The 19,662-nt window shown below is 70.4% G+C and carries 14 protein-coding genes; 4 read left to right on the top strand and 10 right to left on the bottom strand.

Annotated features, from left to right (window positions below):
- Nucleotide 1: 1 nt before the first annotated feature.
- Entirely contained in the window at nucleotides 2-1,174 is a 1,173-nt protein-coding gene (locus tag GTZ93_RS15620; RefSeq protein ID WP_139921985.1) for a zinc-dependent alcohol dehydrogenase, read from the bottom strand.
- 168 nt (nucleotides 1,175-1,342) lie between these two features.
- Here GTZ93_RS15620 and GTZ93_RS15615 point away from each other — a divergent pair, with 168 nt between their 5' ends.
- Entirely contained in the window at nucleotides 1,343-2,185 is an 843-nt protein-coding gene (locus GTZ93_RS15615) for a helix-turn-helix transcriptional regulator (protein WP_257979442.1), read from the top strand.
- A gap of 156 nt (nucleotides 2,186-2,341) precedes the next feature.
- A complete protein-coding gene (locus GTZ93_RS15610) occupies nucleotides 2,342-3,457 on the top strand; it encodes a hypothetical protein (protein ID WP_257979441.1) in 1,116 nt (371 codons plus the stop codon).
- A 4-nt stretch (nucleotides 3,458-3,461) separates the two neighbouring features.
- Here GTZ93_RS15610 and GTZ93_RS15605 read toward each other — a convergent pair whose 3' ends face one another.
- The 3 genes from GTZ93_RS15605 to GTZ93_RS15595 all read right to left on the bottom strand — a co-directional run bounded on the left by GTZ93_RS15605 (nucleotide 3,462) and on the right by GTZ93_RS15595 (nucleotide 6,192).
- Nucleotides 3,462-3,866: a hypothetical protein gene (locus GTZ93_RS15605; protein WP_139921979.1), complete on the bottom strand. Its 405-nt coding sequence runs from the start codon at nucleotides 3,864-3,866 to the stop codon at nucleotides 3,462-3,464.
- 66 nt (nucleotides 3,867-3,932) lie between these two features.
- The gene (locus GTZ93_RS15600) at nucleotides 3,933-5,255 is read right to left on the bottom strand and encodes a hypothetical protein (RefSeq protein ID WP_167548067.1); all 1,323 of its coding nucleotides are present in this window, start codon (nucleotides 5,253-5,255) and stop codon (nucleotides 3,933-3,935) included.
- Nucleotides 5,256-5,313: 58 nt separating this feature from the next.
- Nucleotides 5,314-6,192, bottom strand: a complete 879-nt coding sequence (locus GTZ93_RS15595) for an ATP-grasp domain-containing protein (RefSeq protein ID WP_139921977.1) — start codon at nucleotides 6,190-6,192, stop codon at nucleotides 5,314-5,316.
- A 215-nt stretch (nucleotides 6,193-6,407) separates the two neighbouring features.
- Between GTZ93_RS15595 and GTZ93_RS15590 the strand changes: the two genes are divergently transcribed.
- Nucleotides 6,408-7,436, top strand: a complete 1,029-nt coding sequence (locus tag GTZ93_RS15590) for a serine hydrolase domain-containing protein (RefSeq protein WP_139921975.1) — start codon at nucleotides 6,408-6,410, stop codon at nucleotides 7,434-7,436.
- Between the two features lie 7 nt (nucleotides 7,437-7,443).
- Here the strand turns inward: GTZ93_RS15590 and GTZ93_RS15585 are convergent, their stop codons facing one another.
- The 4 genes from GTZ93_RS15585 to GTZ93_RS15570 form a co-directional block, all read right to left on the bottom strand.
- The gene (locus GTZ93_RS15585; RefSeq protein ID WP_161662839.1) at nucleotides 7,444-8,988 is read right to left on the bottom strand and encodes a hypothetical protein; all 1,545 of its coding nucleotides are present in this window, start codon (nucleotides 8,986-8,988) and stop codon (nucleotides 7,444-7,446) included.
- Nucleotides 8,989-9,170: 182 nt separating this feature from the next.
- Nucleotides 9,171-9,977, bottom strand: a complete 807-nt coding sequence (locus GTZ93_RS15580) for a HEAT repeat domain-containing protein (RefSeq protein ID WP_139917585.1) — start codon at nucleotides 9,975-9,977, stop codon at nucleotides 9,171-9,173.
- Nucleotides 9,974-10,807 (bottom strand): HEAT repeat domain-containing protein, encoded by an 834-nt coding sequence (locus GTZ93_RS15575; RefSeq protein ID WP_139917587.1) that lies wholly within the window; start codon nucleotides 10,805-10,807, stop codon nucleotides 9,974-9,976. Before GTZ93_RS15575 ends, GTZ93_RS15580 begins: the two co-directional genes overlap by 4 nt.
- A gap of 46 nt (nucleotides 10,808-10,853) precedes the next feature.
- Complete coding sequence (locus GTZ93_RS15570; RefSeq protein WP_139917589.1) at nucleotides 10,854-12,113, bottom strand: GAF domain-containing sensor histidine kinase; 1,260 nt, start codon at nucleotides 12,111-12,113, stop codon at nucleotides 10,854-10,856.
- Between the two features lie 180 nt (nucleotides 12,114-12,293).
- On the opposite strand from GTZ93_RS15570, the gene GTZ93_RS15565 reads away from it, so the two are divergent.
- Nucleotides 12,294-14,102, top strand: coding sequence for a fibronectin type III domain-containing protein (locus tag GTZ93_RS15565; protein WP_139917591.1), 1,809 nt, complete (start codon nucleotides 12,294-12,296; stop codon nucleotides 14,100-14,102).
- 56 nt (nucleotides 14,103-14,158) lie between these two features.
- Here the strand turns inward: GTZ93_RS15565 and GTZ93_RS15560 are convergent, their stop codons facing one another.
- Nucleotides 14,159-17,911 carry an FG-GAP-like repeat-containing protein gene (locus GTZ93_RS15560; RefSeq protein WP_139917593.1) on the bottom strand — a complete coding sequence of 1,251 codons (3,753 nt, stop codon included), beginning with the start codon at nucleotides 17,909-17,911 and terminating at the stop codon, nucleotides 14,159-14,161.
- A gap of 143 nt (nucleotides 17,912-18,054) precedes the next feature.
- Nucleotides 18,055-19,536 (bottom strand): hypothetical protein, encoded by a 1,482-nt coding sequence (locus tag GTZ93_RS15555; RefSeq protein ID WP_139917595.1) that lies wholly within the window; start codon nucleotides 19,534-19,536, stop codon nucleotides 18,055-18,057.
- Between the last annotated feature and the right edge of the window lie 126 nt (nucleotides 19,537-19,662).

The raw sequence follows: 19,662 nt of genomic DNA, 5'->3' as shown, positions 1-19,662 counted from the left end.
GCTACGGCGTCATCACGACCTTGATGCAGCCGTCCTCCTTGTCGCGGAACTTCTTGTAGAGGGCGGGTGCGTCCGCCAGCCGGGCGCGGTGGGTGATGAGGCGCGTGGGGTCGATGGCGCCGGATTGGATCTTCTCCAGCAACGGCCGGGTGTAGCGGTGCGTGTGCGTCTGGCCCGACTTCATGGTCAGGCCCTTGTTGACGAAGGCGCCCATGGGGACCTTGTCCAGGAAGCCCACGTAGACGCCGGGCACGGAGAGGCTGCCGCCCTTGCGGCAGCAGTAGATGGCCTGGCGCAGCGCGTGCGGCCGGTCCGTGGCCAGCTTCACCGCCGCCTTCGCCTTGTCGATGACGGCGTCCAGGCTGCCGGTGCCGTGGGCCTCGGCGCCCACGGAGTCGATGCAGCGATCCGGGCCGCGGCCGCGGGTCATCTCCTTGAGGGTCTCGTAGACGTCCTGCTTCGTGAAGTCGATGGTCTCCGCCTTGCCCCAGGACTTCGCGAGCGCCAGGCGCTCCGGCACGTGGTCGATGGCGATGACCCGGCCCGCGCCGAACATCCACGCGCTCTGGATGGCGAACTGGCCCACGGGACCGCAGCCCCACACGGCCACGGTGTCGCCCTTCTCCATCTCGCAGTTCTCCGCCGCCATGTAGCCGGTGGGGAAGATGTCGGTGAGGAAGAGGACCTGATCCTCGGTGAGGCCGTCCGGAATCTTGAGGGGACCGACGTCCGCGTACGGCACGCGCACGTACTCCGCCTGACCGCCGGAGAAGCCGCCCAGCATGTGCGAGTAGCCGAAGAGGCCGGAAGGCGAATAGCCCATCACCTTCGCGGCCATCTCCGCGTTGCGGTTGGAGCGGTCACAGAGGGAGAAGAGGGTCTTCTGGCAGAAGAAGCACTCGCCGCACGCGATGTTGAAGGGGACGATGACCCGGTCGCCCTTCTTGAGCTTCGTAACGCCGGAGCCAATCTCCATCACCTCGCCCATGAACTCGTGGCCCAGGACGTCACCGCTCTTCATGGTCGGCATGTAGCCGTCCAGGAGGTGCAGGTCGGAGCCGCAGATGGCGGTGCGGGTGACGCGGATGATGGCGTCGCGAGGGTCTTCAATCTTCGGGTCGGGGGCGGACTCGTAACGGACGTCGCCGTGGCCATGCCAGCAGATGGCTTTCATCGGGTGTGGCTCCTTGGATGGGAAGAATGGCTTTGGAGCAAAGCTGGGGACTTGGAACGTGCACGGCCAACGTTCGAGGGTTGCCGCCGCCTGGCTGGCTGGCGCTCGGAAGGGGTGAATCGGCGTCCCGGGATGCAATGGGACCCCTGGCCCATGCAAAAAGGGGGTGTGACCTCCGCACCCGTCCTCGACTTCGGCCGTTACCTGGGCACGCCCCTTCAGCGAGTGGAGGTGGAGGGGCTCGTGCTCACGGAGAGCACGTATGCACCGGGCGTCCGGTTGCCATCCCATGGACACCGGCACGCCGGCTTCCGGCTCACGCTGGAGGGGGGCTTCACGGACGTGGTGGAGGGCCGCGCGCGGGAGTGCACGGCCCGCTCGGTCGCCTTCCAGGCGCCCGGGCTGGAGCACGCGCAGCGCATCCGGGACGTGCGCACGCGCACCTTCAACATCGACTTCTCGGAGGCGTCCTGGCGGTCGCGGAGCGCGCTCGTCGGGCGGTTGGATCCGCGGGTGGACCTGACGTCGGTGCGGCTGGCCACGCTGGGGGCGCGCGTGTACCAGGAGTTCCGGCGCGCGGATGACGTGGCGGCGCTGGCCATCGAAGGGCTGACGCTGGAGATGCTGGCGGAGGCGGTGCGCGCGTCGGCGCCGGCGCGGACTTCGGGCCCTCCGGCGTGGCTGGGGCGCGTCCGGGAGTTACTGGACGCGGTGCGCGGGCCGCCGCCCACGCTCGCGGCGTTGGCTCGGGAGGCGGGGGTGAGCCCGCAGCGGTTGGGGCGGGCCTTCCGCCAGGCCTGGCGGTGCAGCCCGGCGGAGTACCTGCGCCGGTCGCGGCTGGAGCGCGCGGGCAGGGCGCTGCGCGAGACAGAGCGGCCCCTGGGCGACATCGCGCTCGACGCGGGCTACTGCGACCAGAGCCACCTGACACGCGAGTTCCGCCGCCGCCTGCACCTCACCCCGGCGGAGTACCGGCGGCTGGCGGGACGTGCATCCGGTTCCACGCGGTAGGTTTCGTCCAAGACGGCAGGGCACGGGCGGTCCTATCTCCCGGCCATGACCCTGCAATCGCATTCCTTCCGCCGCGCAGTGGCGCTCCTGTGTTCGGCGCTGATGTGGACCGCCTGCGCTGGTTCCCGGCCTGTCCCGGCGGCTCCGGAGTTGGCCGTGCGCCGCGTGGACTCCGGACGCACGCAGTGGGTGCTGCGTCCGTCGGAGTCGTACGACGCGCTGTGCCTGTTGAACCTGCTGCGAGGCGACGCGTTCTACACGCGCTTCCATCCGGCGGAGTTCCAGCGCTTCTCCGCGCTGCTGGGGGCGCGGGAGCAGGCCGCGCTCGCGCACCTCACCGAGCGGATGGCGAAGCAGGGCGGCAAGATGGTGGGGCCGTTCCTGACGCTGGTCTTCTCCGTGACGGAGGCCACCACGGTGGAGGACCTGGCGGCGACGGTGGCGGACGATGCCGCGTGGAGCCGGATGCGCGCGGACTTCCTGGCCACGTCGTACGGGAAGGAGGACGGCTTCGCGGAGATGGAGGACGTGCGGGGGGACCTGGGCGTCCTGCTGGCGTTCCTGGAGCGCGTGGAGTTCCCCCGCATCTGGCGGGCGGAGTATCTGCCGCAGGTGGAGCAGGCCATCGCGGGGCTGGCGGCGAAGGTGGCGCCGCACGACGTGGTGGGCTGGGACGAAGCGGTGCTGGGCAGGGAGCTCCAGGTGGCGGCGTTGAGCGCGCACGTCCTGAAGTTCGCGAAGCCGCACGGCATCCGGGTGACGGGGTGGAACTTCCTCACGGACGCGACCTATCCCGCGGACGTCACCGTGAAGACGGCGGTGCATGAGTTGCTGCATCCGCCGTTCACGCGCGAGGGCGAACTGGACGCGAAGTTGTCCGCGCTGGAGGCGGACCCCTACTTCCAGCGGCTGGTGCGCGAGCATGACCCCGCGTTCGGCTACACCACGGCGCGCGGCCTGACGGAGGAGGACTGCGCGGAGGCCATCGACGTCTACGTCAGCGAGCGGGAGGGCCTGCTGCGCAACAGGGAGGGCCGTCCGCTCACGGGGGCGGAGTTCTTCCGCGGCCACGACGACGGCCTGCACGTCCTGGCCTTCGTCCTCTACGAGGAGCTGAAGCGCGCGGGCCCTTCACGCGCGGGGACGTACGAGGCCTTCCTGCTGGGCCTGTTCGAACGCGGCGTGCTCGAGCCCGGCGGGTTGGAGCGCCGCTTCCGCGCCTCCCCGGGGCACTACCCCGTGAAGGCGCTGGGCGAAGCGGCGGCTCCGTGACGACTCAGAAGCACTCGCGCGCGTCGGTGAAGGCCGGGCAGTACGTGTCCACGCCATTGCACGAAACGCCGCCGCACACCTTGGAGTTCAGGGGTTGCAGCGTGTAGGCGTTGAAGCCCGTGCAGCTCACGGCCGAGTTCGTCGACTCGCAGAAGAAGGACACGGTCGTGGGCGAGGGACAGTTCTTCCACTGGCCGTCGCACATCACCGCCTGGCCCTCCACGGCCTCGCAGTGGTTGCCCGAGCAGGACACCGACGTCCCGCCAGGACACGACGCCGTGCAGACGGCCATGGCCGTGACCTCGGACCCTTCCTGGGGCTGGAGCGCTTCCTCCTCCTCCATCGGTCCGCCACACGCCACCGTCTGCAGGCCCAGCACCGCCATCGCAACGAACAGGAGACGCTTCATCAGACTCCTCCGGGTTTAAGTTGGAAAACGAAATATACCGGAAGAGTCCTGCGATTCACCCTGGCATCACGGAGGGGTGTCCTGGGCGGTGGTCTTGTCCAGGCGCTCCTGGAGGGCCTTCCAGCCGCGGTTGCCCGCTTCACGCGCGCGGTCGAGCGTCTCGCCCGCGCCCTGGGCCACCTGCTCGGCGGAGAGCGCCGCCGTGCGCTGGCGCACCCGGTCCATCCAGACGAGCGGGGCGTAGAGCTGCTTCGCCCGCTCCGGGCCCAGCAGCACGGTGAGCACGTGCTCCAGGCCTCCTGCGCGCGCCAGCAGCGTCCGGCCCAGGAGCACCGTCGCGCGGGTCTGCTGGAACAGCGGCAGGCTGTCCCCGTGCTTGCGCAGGGCCTCCGCGTTGTCGTGCACCTCGCGCCGTTCTGTCTCCTCCAGGTAGGGGCTGGCCGCGAGCTTGTCCAGGGACGCCGCAGCCTCTTCGTAGCGCCCGCGCCGGGTGTGGATGAAGGCCCAGCCCCACCACGTCAGCTCGTTCTCCACGCCCAGCGTCTGGAGCGAGCGCAGCCCCTGCTCGATGTCGTCCTCGGCGGCGCGTTCGCGCTTCAGGCCCATGCGGTTCCAGGCGCGCAGGAAGTGCCCGGCCGCGAGCGCCGCCTCCCGCGACTGCGCGGGCGTGCTGTGCTGGAGGGCGGGGAAGTCTTCGGGTGGAATGCGCTCCGCCTCGGTAAGGAAGGCGGTCAGCTCCTCCTCGGCGGCGTAGTGGTAGCCCGCCTGGCAGAAGGCGACGCCCCGGCTCGCCTGCACCGCCGCGCGCAGGGGCGCGGGCCAGGTGGGGGTGGGCGTGGCGCGCGACAGTTCGTAGAAGACGAGCTCCGTGGCGGGGATGCGGTCGGACTTCTCCGCGGCGTCCAGCGCCAGCAGGACCGCGGCGAGATAGGCGTGCTCCTGGCCCGCGTCGTAGGACGGCAGGGGCAGGGCCTCGCCGGAGGCCCATCGGTTCCACAGCAGGGGGAACTCGTCCTCGTCGCGCGTCTGGAGCGTCTTGCGCGCCTTGTAGAAGGCGATACCCAGGTCCAGGTACGTGCGGGCCGCCGCGCGCGTCGCTTCGTCGGTGAGAGGCTTGTCCGGCAACGCGCGCGTTTCGGCGAGTGCCTTCCAGAGCAGGGCCACCTCCTCCGGGGCCTTGGGGTCCCCGTCCGCGCGCACGGTGAGCTTGAGCGCGCGGTAGGGCACGAGCGCGACGGAGTCACGGAGCCGTTGATCAATCTCCGCGCGTTCCTTCGCGGCGCGCTCGGCGTCCGTCTTCTGGCAGCCGCCGCACGCGGTGAGTCCCACGAGGAGGAGGGCGGCGATGCGGTTGCGCAGCCCCCGGTGTGCACGGACGGAGTCCTTCATGGCCGCGCACGGTAGCACCGGCTCCTCGTGGAGGAAGCCTGCCTCCCCACCGAGGGGGCTAGCGCGGGTCGAGCAGCGCGGCGAAGAGGTCGCGCGGATCCAACCCGGGCGGCAGCCCGGAGACGCCGCCGTCATTCACCTCCACCACCGCCCAGCCGCCGTCCTCCAGCATCGCCACGTCCAGCGTGAAGAATGGGGAGGGGATGCGGCGGCCCAGCGACTCGAAGGCGGTGAAGTCGGGCACCTCCACGTCGAACTCGTGGTACGGCTCCGCGGCAATCAACCGGCCGCCGCCGAAGAACAGCCGGAACTCCAGGTGCGCGGGGCCCGCGGGCGTCCGGCCGTAGACCTTGAGCGGCAGGTAGCGGCGCACCACGAAGCCGCGCTCGAAGCGGTCGCCGCGCTCGTCGAGCAGGTTCTGGCAGATGCGCTCGAAGTCCTCGCGCGTGGTGTCCGCGGGCACGAAGCACGCCTCCGCCCAGCGCTCCTTCGCGGACTTCACGTGGTCCTTGAGGATGTACGGCGGAGGCCCCAGCTTCCGCGCCAACCGCCACGCCTCCGCCGTGTCCGGTTCCTCCGTCCAGACCGAGCGCGCGGTGTAGCCGGCCAGCCGCGGGTACCAGTGGGGCAGGTAGTGCGCGGCGGCGTACTGCGCAGGCGTCGTCACCAGCCGGTGTCCCAGGGCGCGCACGGCTTCGTCGAGCTCTGTGTACTCCTCCTCTGTGAGCATCCAGCCCCGGTACAGCAGCCGGAGGTGGCCGCGCTCCGGCACGCCCGTGAGCGCCCTCGCCGCGTCGCCCGACAGCAGGGCGGAGAGGTCCGCCTGATACGTGTCCACGCCCAGTGCTTCGGCCGCGTCGGCCTCCACGTCGAACGGATCCGGCTGGTGCGGGTTGCGACCGAACAGGACTGCCTTCACGGCAGGGGAAGCGGGCATCCAGGTGGCCTTTCGTCAGGGGAAGGGCCCACGTGGACGCGAGCACACGCGGGGCCTGACACGGCCACGGCGGGCGCTGGAGGGCGCGGACGCGGGCGGCATGTCGGGACGAAAGGGGCCTTCCAGGGGGCGGACGCCCTTGCACGGTGATGCCTGACAGAACCGCATCCGGAAGGCTTGCCTCACCGGGCGGCGGGCCCGTAAAGCGCCACTCCATGTCGAACCCTTCCGACCTTCTCCACGGGGAGCTGCGGTCCTACCTGCGCGGCTACCCGACGGCCTCCGTGTGCGCGGCGATGACGTGGCGGGGCGCGCTGCACGTCGAGGGGCTCCGGGGCAAGGGGACGCCTCCGGCCACGGACGCCCTGTTCTCCCTGGGGGCGCTCACGGAGGTCTTCACGGCGGCGCTCCTGTCGGTGATGGCGGAGCGGGGGGACGTGCGGCTCGACGAGCCCCTCGGGAACATGATTCCCGCGTCGCTCTTGAACGACGAGGTCGCGCAGCGCATCACGCTGGAGCAGCTGGCGACGCACACCTCCGGGTTGCCGCACCTGCCGCCGAACCTGGGCGCGGCGCCCGCGAATCCGGACGACCCGTTCGGGCACTACTCCGCGAGCCTGTTCGGCGAGTTCCTGCGCAACTACCACCCCCGGCAGCCGCCGCCGCACCCGTCGTCCGAGTCCTTCCTGGGCATGGGCGTGCTCGGCCACGCGCTCTCCCGGCGCATGGCGCTGAACTACGGGCACCTGATGCGGGACGTGCTCTGCAAGCCCATGGGGCTCGTGGACACCACGGCGCGCGTCACGGAGGAGCTGGCCCCGCGCCTGTTGCAGGGCCACACCGCGAAAGGCAAGCCCGTGCCGCCGTGGACCTTCCCGGCGCTCCCGGGCGGCGGCGCGATGCACTCCACGGTGGGGGACGTGATGCGCTTCCTGGAGACGAACCTGGGGCGGGGAGAGACGTCCTTCACGAAGGCCCTGTACCGGATGCAGGCGCCCCGGGTGAAGGCCGGGTCCTTCCAGCGCGGCCTGGGATGGAATGTGTCCCAGGTGCGAGGGAAGGACGTGGTGTGGCGCTCGTCGGTGATGGGGGGCTACGTGGGCTTCATGGGGCTCAGCATCGCGGCGGACGCGGCCGTGGTCATCCTCGCGGACCACGGCTGGTCGCTGTTCTCCGCGCTGCGGGGGCGCGTGCCCCTGGAGGCGCCGGGGTTCGCGTTGATGTCGCGGTTCCTGCCGCCGTGAGGGGGCTTCAGGGAATGGTGAAGCGGTAGAGCTGGAAGCCGCCCGAGGACGCCATCTCGAAGTCGCGCACGTTGCGTGAAGCGCCGGTCTCGCTGCGCTGTGCGAGCTTGAAGTCGCCGGTGCCGTTGCTGGCCTGGAAGCGGAACTCGTACGAGCCCGGTTCGGTGGGCAGTGGGGCCGCGGACATCTTGGTCACGGCCAGGTTGGCGAAGCCCGGCAGGGTTTCACCGTCCGGGCGGCGCACGGAGCCGATGGCGCGCAGGAAGGGCGAGCCGCCGGTCAGGATGAGGTACTGCGGGTCCGCGGTGCGCGCAGGCTTCGCCGGGGCGGAGGGGGCCGGGGTGGGCTCCTCCTCGGCGGGGCGAGCCGCGCCCTTGGCGCCGCGCTTCGCCTTCGAGGCGGGCTCCTCGCTGGGTGCGGGAGGCACGGAGGTCTCTTCAGGCGCTTCGGCGGGAACGGCTTCGGCTTCGGAGGCCTTCCGCTTCGCGGCGCGTCCCGTGCCCTTGCGCGAGGGGGCTTCCTCGGCGGTCGTTGTCTCCGTCGCGGGAGGCGTTCCTTCCACGGTGGTCGCGGGAACGGTGTCAGTGGCGCCCGTCTCCGCCTGTGGCGCGGGCGTGGCGGACTCCGCGGGGGTCTCCGACGGGGAAGGCACGGGGGCCTCCTGCGGCGCGGCGGCGGGAGTTCCTTCGGCCGGGGTCTTCTTCGTGGAAGAGCCCTTGGGCGCCTTCCCCGCGCGCTTGGAAGGAGCCTCGCTGGCGCCTGTCTTCAGCTCGGCCGTCTCCGCATCCGCGGCGGCCGGCTCAGGGGCTTGGGGCGGCTGTTCGGAGGGCGTCGATGCGGAAGCCTTCGGGCTCTCCTCGGTCGATACGGGCTCCGCGACAACTTCGGGGGACTTCTGTGCAGCGGTCTTCAGGGGCTCCTCGGTCGATGCAGGCTCCTGGGCAGCCTTCGACGCCGGAGCCTTGGGGCTCTCCTTGGCCGCGGTGGGCTTCGTGGCGGCTGCCTTTGAAGCCTGCGCGGCGGGCTTCGCAGCGGGCGTCTTCGACGATTGTCCGCCCGGCTTCGCCGCAGGCGCCTGTACGGCGGCCTTTGCTGGGGGCGCCTTCGGAGCCTGTGCGGACTTCGCGGCCGGCGTCTTCAGCGCCTGAGCACCGCCCTTCTTCGCGGCGGAGTCCTTCGGCGCCTGGGTCGCGGACTTCGCGGCAGGCGTCTTCGAGGCCTGAGCACCCGACTTCGCCATCGAAGCCTTCGGAGCCTGTGCGGCCTTCGAAGCGGAAGCCTTCGAAGCCTGCGCCGCCTTCGCGGTGGGCTTCACGACAGGCTTTGCCTTGGCCGCCGCGCCCTTCACCGCCTTCGCGACCTGCTTCAGCTTCGAGGCCGCGGTCTTCAGGGCCTGCACCACCGGCTTCGCGACCGCGGCCTTCTTCGCCGGGGCAGGGGCCTTGCCCCCGGTGGGACGGCCCCCGGGCTTCGTGGCGGACTTGCCAGTGGCGCTGCGGGACTTGGACGAATCAGAGGAGGCGGACGGTCGGGTCGGGCGACGCTGGGCCATAATCGATGGCTAGTGCACCCACCGCCTCGCCGCAAGGCACACGTGGGGCGCGTGCACGCTTCCTGTCCTGTGGAGAGGACAGGACCGGTCCGCTGGAGAGGTCAGGCGCCATGCGGAGGGCGCGTCCCTTGCGTCTGGACGTCCTGGGGTTTCCACGGAGACCGGTCTGGTACAGCCATTGCTCAGGCGAGTGATTCCAGGTGGGCGATGGCGTCAGCGAGGACGCTGCGGAAGTAGCTGTCGGCCTTGCCAGGCGGGTCCCGAAGACGATGGAGCAGCGGCAGGAGGGAGAGGTCCTCCAGCGCCTGGGCGGCTTCGACAGCCAGGACGATGACCTCGCTTCCCTCCAACTCGCGGCGCAGCGGCTCCAGGACACGCGGGTCCTTGCGCAGCGCCAGTCCGACCAGGGCCTCGCCGCGAAGCTCCAGGTATGTCTCCGTGAGCCGGTCGAACAACGCATCCCGAAGCTCGGGCGTGTCCACGTCTTCCGCCTGGCTGCCCAGACTGAAGGTCGCCCAGTTCCGGACGTCTTCGTCGCTGTCGCGGGAGAGCTCAATCAAGGTCTGGATGGCGACCGGATCCCGGTGGGGCATCATCCCCATGACCACGCCCATCCGGACATGCTCGTCCGGGTGGTTCTTCAGGGGCAGGAGGGCGGGAACCGCTCGGGCATCCCCGAGGTGCCCCAGGGCCGTGGCCATTGAGTCCAGGACGGATGCATCCTGCTCCGTGGCCAGCGCGGACAGGACCTCATCCGCGCACTTCGTGATGAGCGCGTCGCTGCGTTTCCGACCGCCCAGTTGCGCGAGGATGTCTGTGCCGCGTCCACGCTCGCGTGAAGACGCAGAGTGCAGCAACCTGACGGCGGCCTCGAACACCTCATCGCCGCCCCGGTCGCGCAACTCGCGGATGGCCTCCCAGGCCGTTTCGTCCTCCTCGTCACCCTGCAACGCGAGGGCAATCAACTCCGGAACAGAACGGTCTTTCATGACGCGCGCCCTCCCAGGCATTCGATGGCGAAGTCGATGGCGCCCTCGAAGGCGTCGTCCATCGGGCGGGCCGCCTCTCGGACCGCGAGGAGCAGCGGCAAGAGTGACGCGTCCTCCAGGTACCTCACGGCCTCGATGGCCTCGATGGCAACGGGCCGTCTCTCCAGCTCACGGCGGAGGGGGGCCCGCACGCGAGGGTCCTTCCTCCGGGCCAGCCCAATCAGGGAGTCGGTCCGGATGTCGGTGACTTCATCCGAGAGCCGGTCGAGGAACGCGTCCCGCAGCTCCGGGGAATCCACCGCGAGCTCGTCCTTGAGGGACAACGCGGATATCGCCTCCTCGCGCACGGACGCGTGACCGTCCCGGGAGAGCTCGATCAAGGTCTGGAGGGCCACGGGGGACTGGAGCTGCGATAGACCCGAGGCGACTCCCAGCCGGACCCGGGAATCCGGGTGGTCCTTCAATGCCTGCAGCACGGGCACCGCCCGGGCGTCGGCGAGGTAGCCCAGGGTGTGGCCCATCGCCCAGAGGACGCGGGCGTCCTGCTCGGTGGGGATCGCGGCCAGGAGGACGTCCGCGGACCGCGCCCCGCGTTCAAGGCGTGCCTCCTCGTCGTAGCCGGTCGCCTGGACGAGGAGATCCGCACCCAAGGATCGCTCCCGCGCGGAGGGAGACCGCAGCAACTGCACGGCGGCCTCGAACACCTCCTCCTGGTCCCGCTTTCGCAGCGCCTCGTACGCGGCCCAGGTCCAATCCCCCTTCACCTCGAGGAGCGCGATGGCCACCAGCTCCAGCGCGGAGAGGGCGTCGTAATGAGCGGGAATGGCCATGGGGAAAGGATAGCCCCAGGAACACCCCCCTCGCGCTCCCCATCCCCTACGCGGAACGCCGCTGTCGTGCGCTCGCGTCCAGCGGAAGGGTGATGGTGAAGCAGGTCCCCTCCTCGGCGCCGCTCGTCACCGTGGCCTTGCCTCCGTGCGCTTCGGCCAGGCCTCGCACCAGGGGCAGCCCCAGTCCCCAGCCCTTCTCCGCGCTCTCCGTGGCGGACCGCGTGCGGTGGAACGGCTCGAAGATGGTCTGCAGGTCCTCCTCGGCGATGGGCGTGCCCTGGTTGCGCACCTGGAGCCTCACCTGGGTTTCATCCCGCTCGAGCCGGACTTCAATCGGGGTGCCCGGCGCGCCGTACTTCGCCGCGTTGGAGGCCAGGTTCTCCACGATGCGGCGCAGCCCGAGCGGATCCGCCCGCATCGTGAACTCACCTTCCGCCTTCAGCTCGTAGCGCCCCGGGTAGAGCGCAGAGAGCTCATCCAGCGTCTGGGCCGCGACCGCGTGGAGGTCGCACTCCCGCACCTCCAGCGCCACGAGCTTGCCGGCCTGGATGCGGCTGGCGTCCAGGAGGTTCTGGATCATCCGCTCCGCGCGGTCCAGGCTCGCCGTCACGCGGCCCACGGAGGTCTGGACGCCCGGCAGGCCCGCATGACGCCTGCCCATCAGCTGCACGCTCAGCTTGGACGCCGTCAGGGGCGTGCGCAGGTCGTGCGTGAGCGCCGCGACGAACGTGTCCCGCATCCGCTGCTCGGCCTTCAGCTTGCGGAGCTGATCGCGGAGGTTGATCTCCGTCATGATGGAGGCCGTCAGCTCCTTCATCACCAGGTGGTCCTGTGCGGTCCACTCGCGCACCGAGGGCTGGATGCAGCAGAAGGTCCCCAGCACGTGCCCTTCCGGGTTGATCAACGGCAGCACGATGAGGGCGACGATGCCCCAGGGCCCGGTGGACGGATGGAACTTCAGGAACGAATCCGCGGGCGCGTTCGAGGAGATGATGGGCTCTCCCTCGAGCGTGTAGCGGCACAGCGACGCGTCGATGGGCAGCGTCCGTGTTTCCCGGAAGGGCGAGGGCAGGCCGAAGTCCGCCTTGAAGAACTGCCGGTTCGAGTCCACCAGCGACATGATGGTCAGCGGGACGTTGAGCAGCTGCGCCGCCAGGCGGGCGAGGCGGTCAAAGGCCTCCTCCTGAGGCGTGTCCATCAGCCCGGTGTCCCGGATGGCCTGCAGACGGTTCGGATCCGCGAGGCGACGGTTGCACCGCTGGGTCCGCGCGAGAGAGGCCTCGTCCAACTCACCTAGAAACTTCATGGAGGCGAATCCTAGGTCCTGGGCCTGGAGGCCGGTCACCCTGATCCAGGGGGCCAGCTCCTCCGTTCGCTGACCAACCATCCAGGAGCGCTCAGGAAAATCTTTCAGGGCTCTTGACCCGCTTTCCCGGGGTCCGCCCTCCCTGTCTCCCGGACCCTTTTCCGGGAGGCTTTTCCCCCAATGCATCCCCCTCGTTCGTCGTCCCGCGCGGCCCTCGCCGTGCTCCTGCTGCTTCTGCCCACCCTGGCCCTGGCCGCGGACCGGGGCGCCTGGGCTCCAGGCGTCGCGTATGCCGTGGGTGACATCGCGTCCTATGGAGGGAAGGGCTACGACTGCCGTCAGTCCCACACGTCCCTGGTGGGCTGGGAACCGCCCAACGTGCTCGCCCTGTGGCTGGAGCGCACCGGCAATCCTCCCGCGGACACGCAGGCCCCCACCGCGCCCTCCGGCGTCGGTTCACCCGCCAAGACGTATGACAGCGTGTCGCTGACCTGGAGCGCCTCCACCGACAACGTGGGCGTCACCGGCTACGAGGTCTTCGTCAACAGCGGAGCCTCCGCCTCGGCCACCTCCACCACGACGAGCGCCACCGTCACCGGGCTCGCCGCCAACACGACCTACACGTTCACCGTGAAGGCGCGCGACGCGGCGGGCAACCGTTCCGCGGCGAGCGCCGCGTTCAGCACCACCACGCCCACGCGCCCCGCGCCCGACACGCAGGCCCCCACCGCGCCCGGCTCCCTGCGCTCCACCGGCGTGACGGCCTCCAGCGTGTCCCTGGCGTTCAACGCGTCCAGCGACAACGTGGGCGTCACCGGCTACGAAATCTTCGTCAACGGCGGCACCAGCGCGGCGGCCACCAGCACCACGCTGAACGCAACCGTGACGGGGCTCGCCGCCAACACCACGTACACGTTCACCGCGAAGGCGCGCGACGCGGCCGGCAACCGCTCCGCCGCGAGCAACAGCGTCGCCGTGACGACGGGCAACACGACGCCCGCGGGCAGCAAGGTGCTGGTCGGCTACTGGCACAACTTCGACAACGGCTCCACCAACATCCGGCTGCGCGACGTGTCCTCCAAGTTCAACGTCATCCAGGTGGCCTTCGCGGAGCCGGTGACGGGCGCGCCGTCGGGCACCATGGGCTTCACCCCGTACAACGCCACCGTGGCCGAGTTCAAAGCGGACATCGCCACGCTCAAGGCGCAGGGCCGCAAGGTGCTCATCTCCCTGGGCGGTGCGAACGGCACCATCCACCTGGACAACGCGGCGGCGCGGCAGGCCTTCGTCTCCAGCATGCAGGGGCTCGTCAATACGTATGGCTTTGACGGCCTGGACCTGGACCTGGAGGGCGCGTCGCTGTCCCTCAATGGCGGGGACACCGACTTCCGCAACCCCACCACGCCGCGCATCCAGAATCTCATCGCGGGCACGCGCCAGTTGCTCAACGACAACGGCGCGGGCTTCGTGCTCACCATGGCGCCGGAGACCGCCTACGTGCAGGGCGGCTACGCGGCCTACGGCGGCCCGTGGGGAGCCTACCTCCCCGTCATTTACGCGCTGCGCGACCGGCTGACGTACCTGCACGTGCAGCACTACAACACCGGCACCGTGATGGGCCTGGACGGCCGCGCCTACGCGCAGAGCACGCCGGACTTCCACGTGGCCATGGCGGAGATGCTGCTCCAGGGCTTCCCCGTGGGCGGCAACGCGAGCGCCGTCTTCCCCGCGCTCCGGCCGGAGCAGGTCGTCATCGGCCTGCCGTCCTCGCCGCAGGCCGCGGGCGGTGGCTACACCACGCCCGCCAACGTGCAGAAGGCGCTGGACTACCTGATGAAGGGCCAGTCCTTCGGCGGCACCTACGTGCTGCGCCAGTCCGGCGGCTACCCGGGCTTCAAGGGGCTGATGACCTGGTCCATCAACTGGGACAAGTTCACGAACTTCGAGTTCTCCAACAGCCACCGCGCCTACCTGGACACCTACCGGTAGGCCGGGTGGGGCCCCGCGTCCACCGGCACGCCGCCGGTGGACGCGGAAGGGCGCGGCTAGAGACAGAAGTTCATGAACACGCCGACACTCTTGTGGGTTCCCTGGGACGTGATGAGGTCCGGCCGTCCGTCCGCATCGAGGTCCGCGCTCGTCACCGCCACGACACTGCCTCTCGTGGTGTAGCGCACGACCGGCCCAAGGGTATCCGTCCCCGTCCCTGGAAAGACGCTGAACATGTAGTCCGAGCCCAGGTTGGCGGGGTTATAGACGACGACGAGGTCTGGCTTCCCGTCCCTGTCGAAGTCCGCGGCCACGAGCCCATACGGGGTGCTTGCGGTGGGGCGCGTGGTCAGGGTGGACAGCCCCCACGTCGGCGCTATCGACAGCACCGTGACGGTGTTGCCCGTGCTGTCGGCGACCGCGGCATCCATCCGCCCGTCGCCGTTGAAGTCCGCGAGCGCGATGGACCGGGGACGGGAGCCGATAGAGACAGACTGCTTCCGGGTGAAGATGCCGGTTCCGTTGTTCCGTACGGTTTCGACGTACCCGGTGTAGCCCACCACCACCAGGTCCCGCCTTCCATCGCCATCCACGTCCGTGCTGGCGAGCGCGATGGGGACTTCGGTGACCCGCGAGTCCTGGCGGGCGGCGAAGCCTCCGGTGCCATCGCCCGTCAGCAGGCTCACCGTATGGTCACTGCTGTTCGCGGTGACCAGGTCCACCTTGCCATCCCCGGTGAAGTCCTCCGCGAGGAGCGCGTTGGGCGCCAACCCCGTCGCGAATTCCCTCCTCGGTCCGAAGCCTCCCGCGCCATCTCCCATCCACACGCTGACGTTGCCATTCAAGGTGGGGGCGGGCGTGCCGCTGGGGTTCGCCGTGACGAGATCCGGCCAGCCATTCCCGTCCAGGTCCACGATGACGACCGCGCTCGCGTTCGAAGGCGTCACGAGGGTGCGCAGGGCACCGAACCGCCCGTTGCCCTCCCCCAGGCTCACGTTGACACGTTGATTGGAGGCGGCGACCGCGAGGTCCAGCTTGCCGTCACCATTGAGGTCCCCGGTGGCCGCCCAGGTGGGAATGGCCGGGGTGGCCACCTCCATCCTCGTCCGGACTCCACCCCGGCCGTCACCCTTCAAGAAGTGGATGGGGTTGCCCGCCATCAGCAGGTCCTGGCTGCCATCACTGTCCAGGTCGCCCACCACCACGCGCCCCGAGCTCGACACGACGAAGTCCTGCCGGCCGTTGAAGCCGCCCGCGCCATCTCCTCGAAGCAGTGCGAGGTTCAAGGTGTCGTGGTTCACCACTGCGTCCAGGTGGTCATCCCCGTCCATGTCCACGAAGGTCAGGGACGTGGGCGTGTTGGCCACCGGGATGTCCGCGAAGGCCCCGAACTGCCCGGTGCCGTCACCCAGGGCCACCGCGAAGGAGGACGCTCCGGTGTTCGCGTACGCGAGGTCGAGCTTGCCATCGCCGTTGAGGTCCACGCTCTTCGCGGCACTGGGGTACAGCCCCGTGTGGAAGGTCTGGCCGGTCTGGAAGCCGCCGGTCGCATCCGCGAGCAACACCGTGGCATTGAAGTTGTTGTGCGTGAGGAAGAGGTCCGCCAGGCCGTCCCCGTTGAAGTCACCCGCCGCGACCGAGCGGATGTCGTCTGGGAAGGGGACGTCGTGCCGGGGCGCGAAGTCCCCCCGCCCGTCGCCGTGGAACAGGCGGAGCATCCTGCTGCCCCAGTCGGCCATGACGAGGTCCTGCTTTCCGTCTCCCTCCAGGTCCGTCACGACCAGCGAACCCGTCGTGGTGCCGCTGGCGAGGTCCCGCTTCGCCGTGAAGCGGCCTGTTCCATCCCCGAACACGACGGTGGCCTGGGCGCTGCCGGAAGCGGTGTACAGGAACACGAGGTCGGCGTGCCCGTCCTGGTTGAAGTCCGCCACCTGGGCTTCCCTGCCGTTGGGGACCGTCGTGAAGATGTGATGGCGCGCAAGCCCGCCGGCGCCATCCCCCAACAGCACCCCTACGCCAAAGGCGTCCGTGTACCCCACGTCGGGAAGGCCATCCTCGTTGAAGTCCGCGATGACCACCGACGACGCCTGGTCCGACAACCTGGGCCCGGCGCCCAGCCCCAGGCCGCAGGGCGTGTTCGCGTCACAGGCCTCCGACAGCGGACCGTCTCCCAGCGCGTTGGAGGCTTGCACCGTGAAGGCATGGTGCATCCCGCCCCCCAGACCGAGGACGGTGGCGGAGGTGACGCCGGCCGCCACGGTGGCGGTGCGTCCACTGGGGCCCGCGCGCACGACATAGCGGGTGAGGGGGATGCCTCCGTTGGATGCGGGGGGCGTCCAGTCGACGCGGACGCGGCCGTTGCCGAGCGCAGTGGCGAGAGGCGTCTGGGGAGCTCCGGGCACGTCGTGCGTCGTGACCGCCGCGGAAGGCTCGGAGTCCGCGCTCGTGCCCACGGCGTTCAACGCGGCGACCGTCACGGTGAACGTGGTTCCCCTCGGCAGGCCTGTCAGTGTGGTGACCGTGTCCGGTCCCACGGTGACGGCCGTGCCCGGGACGCCCGCCGCGTGCGGCGTCACCCGGTAGGCCGTCACGGGCGAGCCCCCGGTGGAGGCAGGCGCGGTCCAGGTGAGCGTGAGCTGGCCCATGCCCGCGACAGCCACGACGTCCGTTGGCGCGGCCGGAGGACGGGCCGGCGTCACCGTCCCTGTCGCCTCGGGGCCGGTGCCCACCGCGTTGAGCGCGACGACGTGCAGCGTGTACGCCGCGCCGTTGGCCAGGTCTGTGAAGCGCGTCTGGGTTTGGGCGGCGGGCAGCGTTCGCGTCACGTCGCCCGGCTGGAGCGTCACGGTGTAGCCGGTGAGGGCGTGGCCTCCGTCGGACGCCGGGGCGCTCCAGGACACGGCGGCCGCGCCGTCCTCCGCCTGGAAGGAGACGTCCAGCGGGACTCCGGGCACGTCCGGCGTGGTGATGGCATTGGAGGTCGCGGACGCGGGCCCTTCGCCCACGGCGTTCCAGGCCCGCACGGTGAAGGTGTAGGGCGTGCCGTTGGCCAGGCCGGTGACGTGGGCCTGCTCCCCCGTCATGTCGACGGTCGCGCCCTCCACGGCGGGCTGGACGTCCACGGCGTAGCGGGTGACGGGGCTGCCGTTCGCTTCAGGGGCGGTCCAGGTCAGGGTCGCGCCGCGAACCTCCGCCGTTGCCACCACGCCCGCGGGCGCGCTTGGCCTGCCCGCGGGCGTCACCGGCTCGGAGGGCTGGGACGGCGTGGAAGGGCCCACTGCGTTCACCGCTACCACTGTGAACGTGTACTCCGTTCCGTTGGTGAGGCCCGCCACCTGGACCTCGAGCACGTCCGGCGCGACCGTTTCCGAAGCCCCGCCCGGCGAGGCCGTGACGATGTAGCCCGTGAGCGGACTTCCGTGGTCCTGGGCCGCTGTCCAGAACACCCGGGCGGCGCTGTCCCCGCTCACCGCGACCACTGCCTCCGGCGGTGAAGGAACCTCCGCGAGCATTCCTCCATCCACGACGCCCGCATCCTCGGAAGTGCCGGCATCATCGGCCGAGCCCGCGTCCAGGACGCCCGCATCCTCGGAAGTGCCCGCATCGTCGGAGGCGCCTGCATCCACGACGCCGGCATCGTCGGAGGCGCCTGCATCCACGACGCCGGCATCGTCGGAGGCGCCTGCGTCCAGGACGCCGGCGTCGCGGACTGGCGGCTCGGGCGGCAGTGGCGAGACGCCTGGGTCGCCGCACCCCACGGCGGCCGCAAGCAAGACGAGGATGAATCCGACGGATCCACGCAGCGACATTCCCACTCCCCCTTCGGGACTGGGGAGCGTTCTACCAGTCCGTGCTCCGCGCCTTCAATGCGTGCCCGGAGACGAGGAGGCACTGCGCGAGTCTGGCATTGTCACCGCATGTCGTCGAAATCCACCGGGCAGGTCTGGGACGGCTACAGCGCCGTGGCCGGTCCGGGCGGGCAGTTGAAGATCGCCGGCACGGACCAGAGCTGGGGCCTCTGGGTGTCGTCGATGGCGTAGAAGTACACGCGGCTGCCCGAGCGGGTGAAGCCGTCCGGTGAGAACACCCCCGGTCCCGCCAATTGTCCCGTCGTCGCCACGGTGCCCCGGGTGAACCAGGGCTGGGTGATTCCGCCCTCGGGCGAGCCGCTGAAGAGGACCCGGCCCGTGCCGGTGGCGAACACCGGGGAGAGGTATTCGTCACTGCGGCTGAGCTGGCGGAAGAGGTCGCGCGTCCCCGCCGCCGTGCCGTTCGTCACCCACAGCGACACGTCCAGCGGGGAGGGACCGTCGCTGTTGATGGCCATGGAGAAGTAGATCTCGTTCGCCGACACGGCCGACATCTGTACGTAGGGCGTCGCGAACTCCAGGTTCGCGTAGGGATTGGGCAGCGTCGTGACGAGCGCCTTGCCCCCGCCGCTCAACGCCAGCCGGTCGATGCGCAGCCGCTGCGTGACCGCGTCCGGGGACCACAGGTAGACGTAGGACCCCAGCGCCCCGAGCAGCCGCGTGTACCGGCCGAACGAGTCCAGCCGTGCGGTCCCCGCCTCGGTGCCGTTCGTCCGCCACACCTCGTAGTTGGGGCCGTCCAGCAAGACGAACAGCCCCTGCGCTCCCGAGTAGCCCACGTCGAGGATGAGGGTGAGGCCCGCGTCCAGCCGCTTCACGGAGGTGGTTCCCCCCGCCGTTCCGTCGGTGCGCCACAGCGTGGTCCCCGTGCTCTGCGCGAGGAAGAAGAGCATCCTGCCGCCGACCTTCAACGTGTTGAAGCTCAGCCCCGCGCTCGCGCCGAAGTCCCTCACCCGCACCGTCCCCAGGGACGTCCCGTCCGAGCGCCACAGCTCCGTGCGCGAGGGCTCCGTGGCCGTCGGTTGCGTCTGCCGGAAGAACACGAGCCGGCCGCCCACGTCCGTGAGCTGGAGCAGCGCGGAGCCGGTCGGCCCGGGCGTGAGGTCCCTCACCAGGTGGGTGCCGGCGGCCGTCCCGTCGCTGACCCAGAGCTCCGTGCCGGTGGCCACGGTGCTGAGCTGGAAGAAGACCTGGTCGCCCACCGCGACCAGGTTCGTCAGCCGGGGGAAGCCCAGCGGCTCCGGTGGGAACTCGCGCACCGGGACGGTGCCCGCGTCCGTGCCGTTGCTGCGCCAGAGCACCGCGCTGCTGTCGCGCAGGTTGGTGGAGAGGTAGAGCGTGCCCCGCACGTTCGCGAGCGACGTCACCTCGCTGCCCGGGTCGGCGGTGGGGGGGATGACGACCTTCACCCGCGCCGCCACGCCGGGAGGACACGCCTGGGCCTCCACCCGCCGCACGTCCTCCACGACAGCGGAGGGAAGGGCGGCGTCCTCCTCCGGGACACCGCCGCAGCCCGCCAGCATCAGCCCCAGGCCCACCAGGGCGCCCCAATTCCTGACACGCATGCTCGCTCCTTCCGGCTCGAAACGGCCGGAACGGTGGGGTGCAAGGCATTGCCTTCCAACGGGCACCGCAAGGAGGTGGGAGTGTCTTCACGGCCTCCCGGAGGGCCCTTCGTGGGGCCGGAGCAC

Source organism: Corallococcus exiguus (genome assembly GCF_009909105.1).
Classification (GTDB): Bacteria; Myxococcota; Myxococcia; order Myxococcales; family Myxococcaceae; genus Corallococcus; species Corallococcus exiguus.
This window is presented reverse-complemented; position numbering and strand designations above follow the sequence as displayed.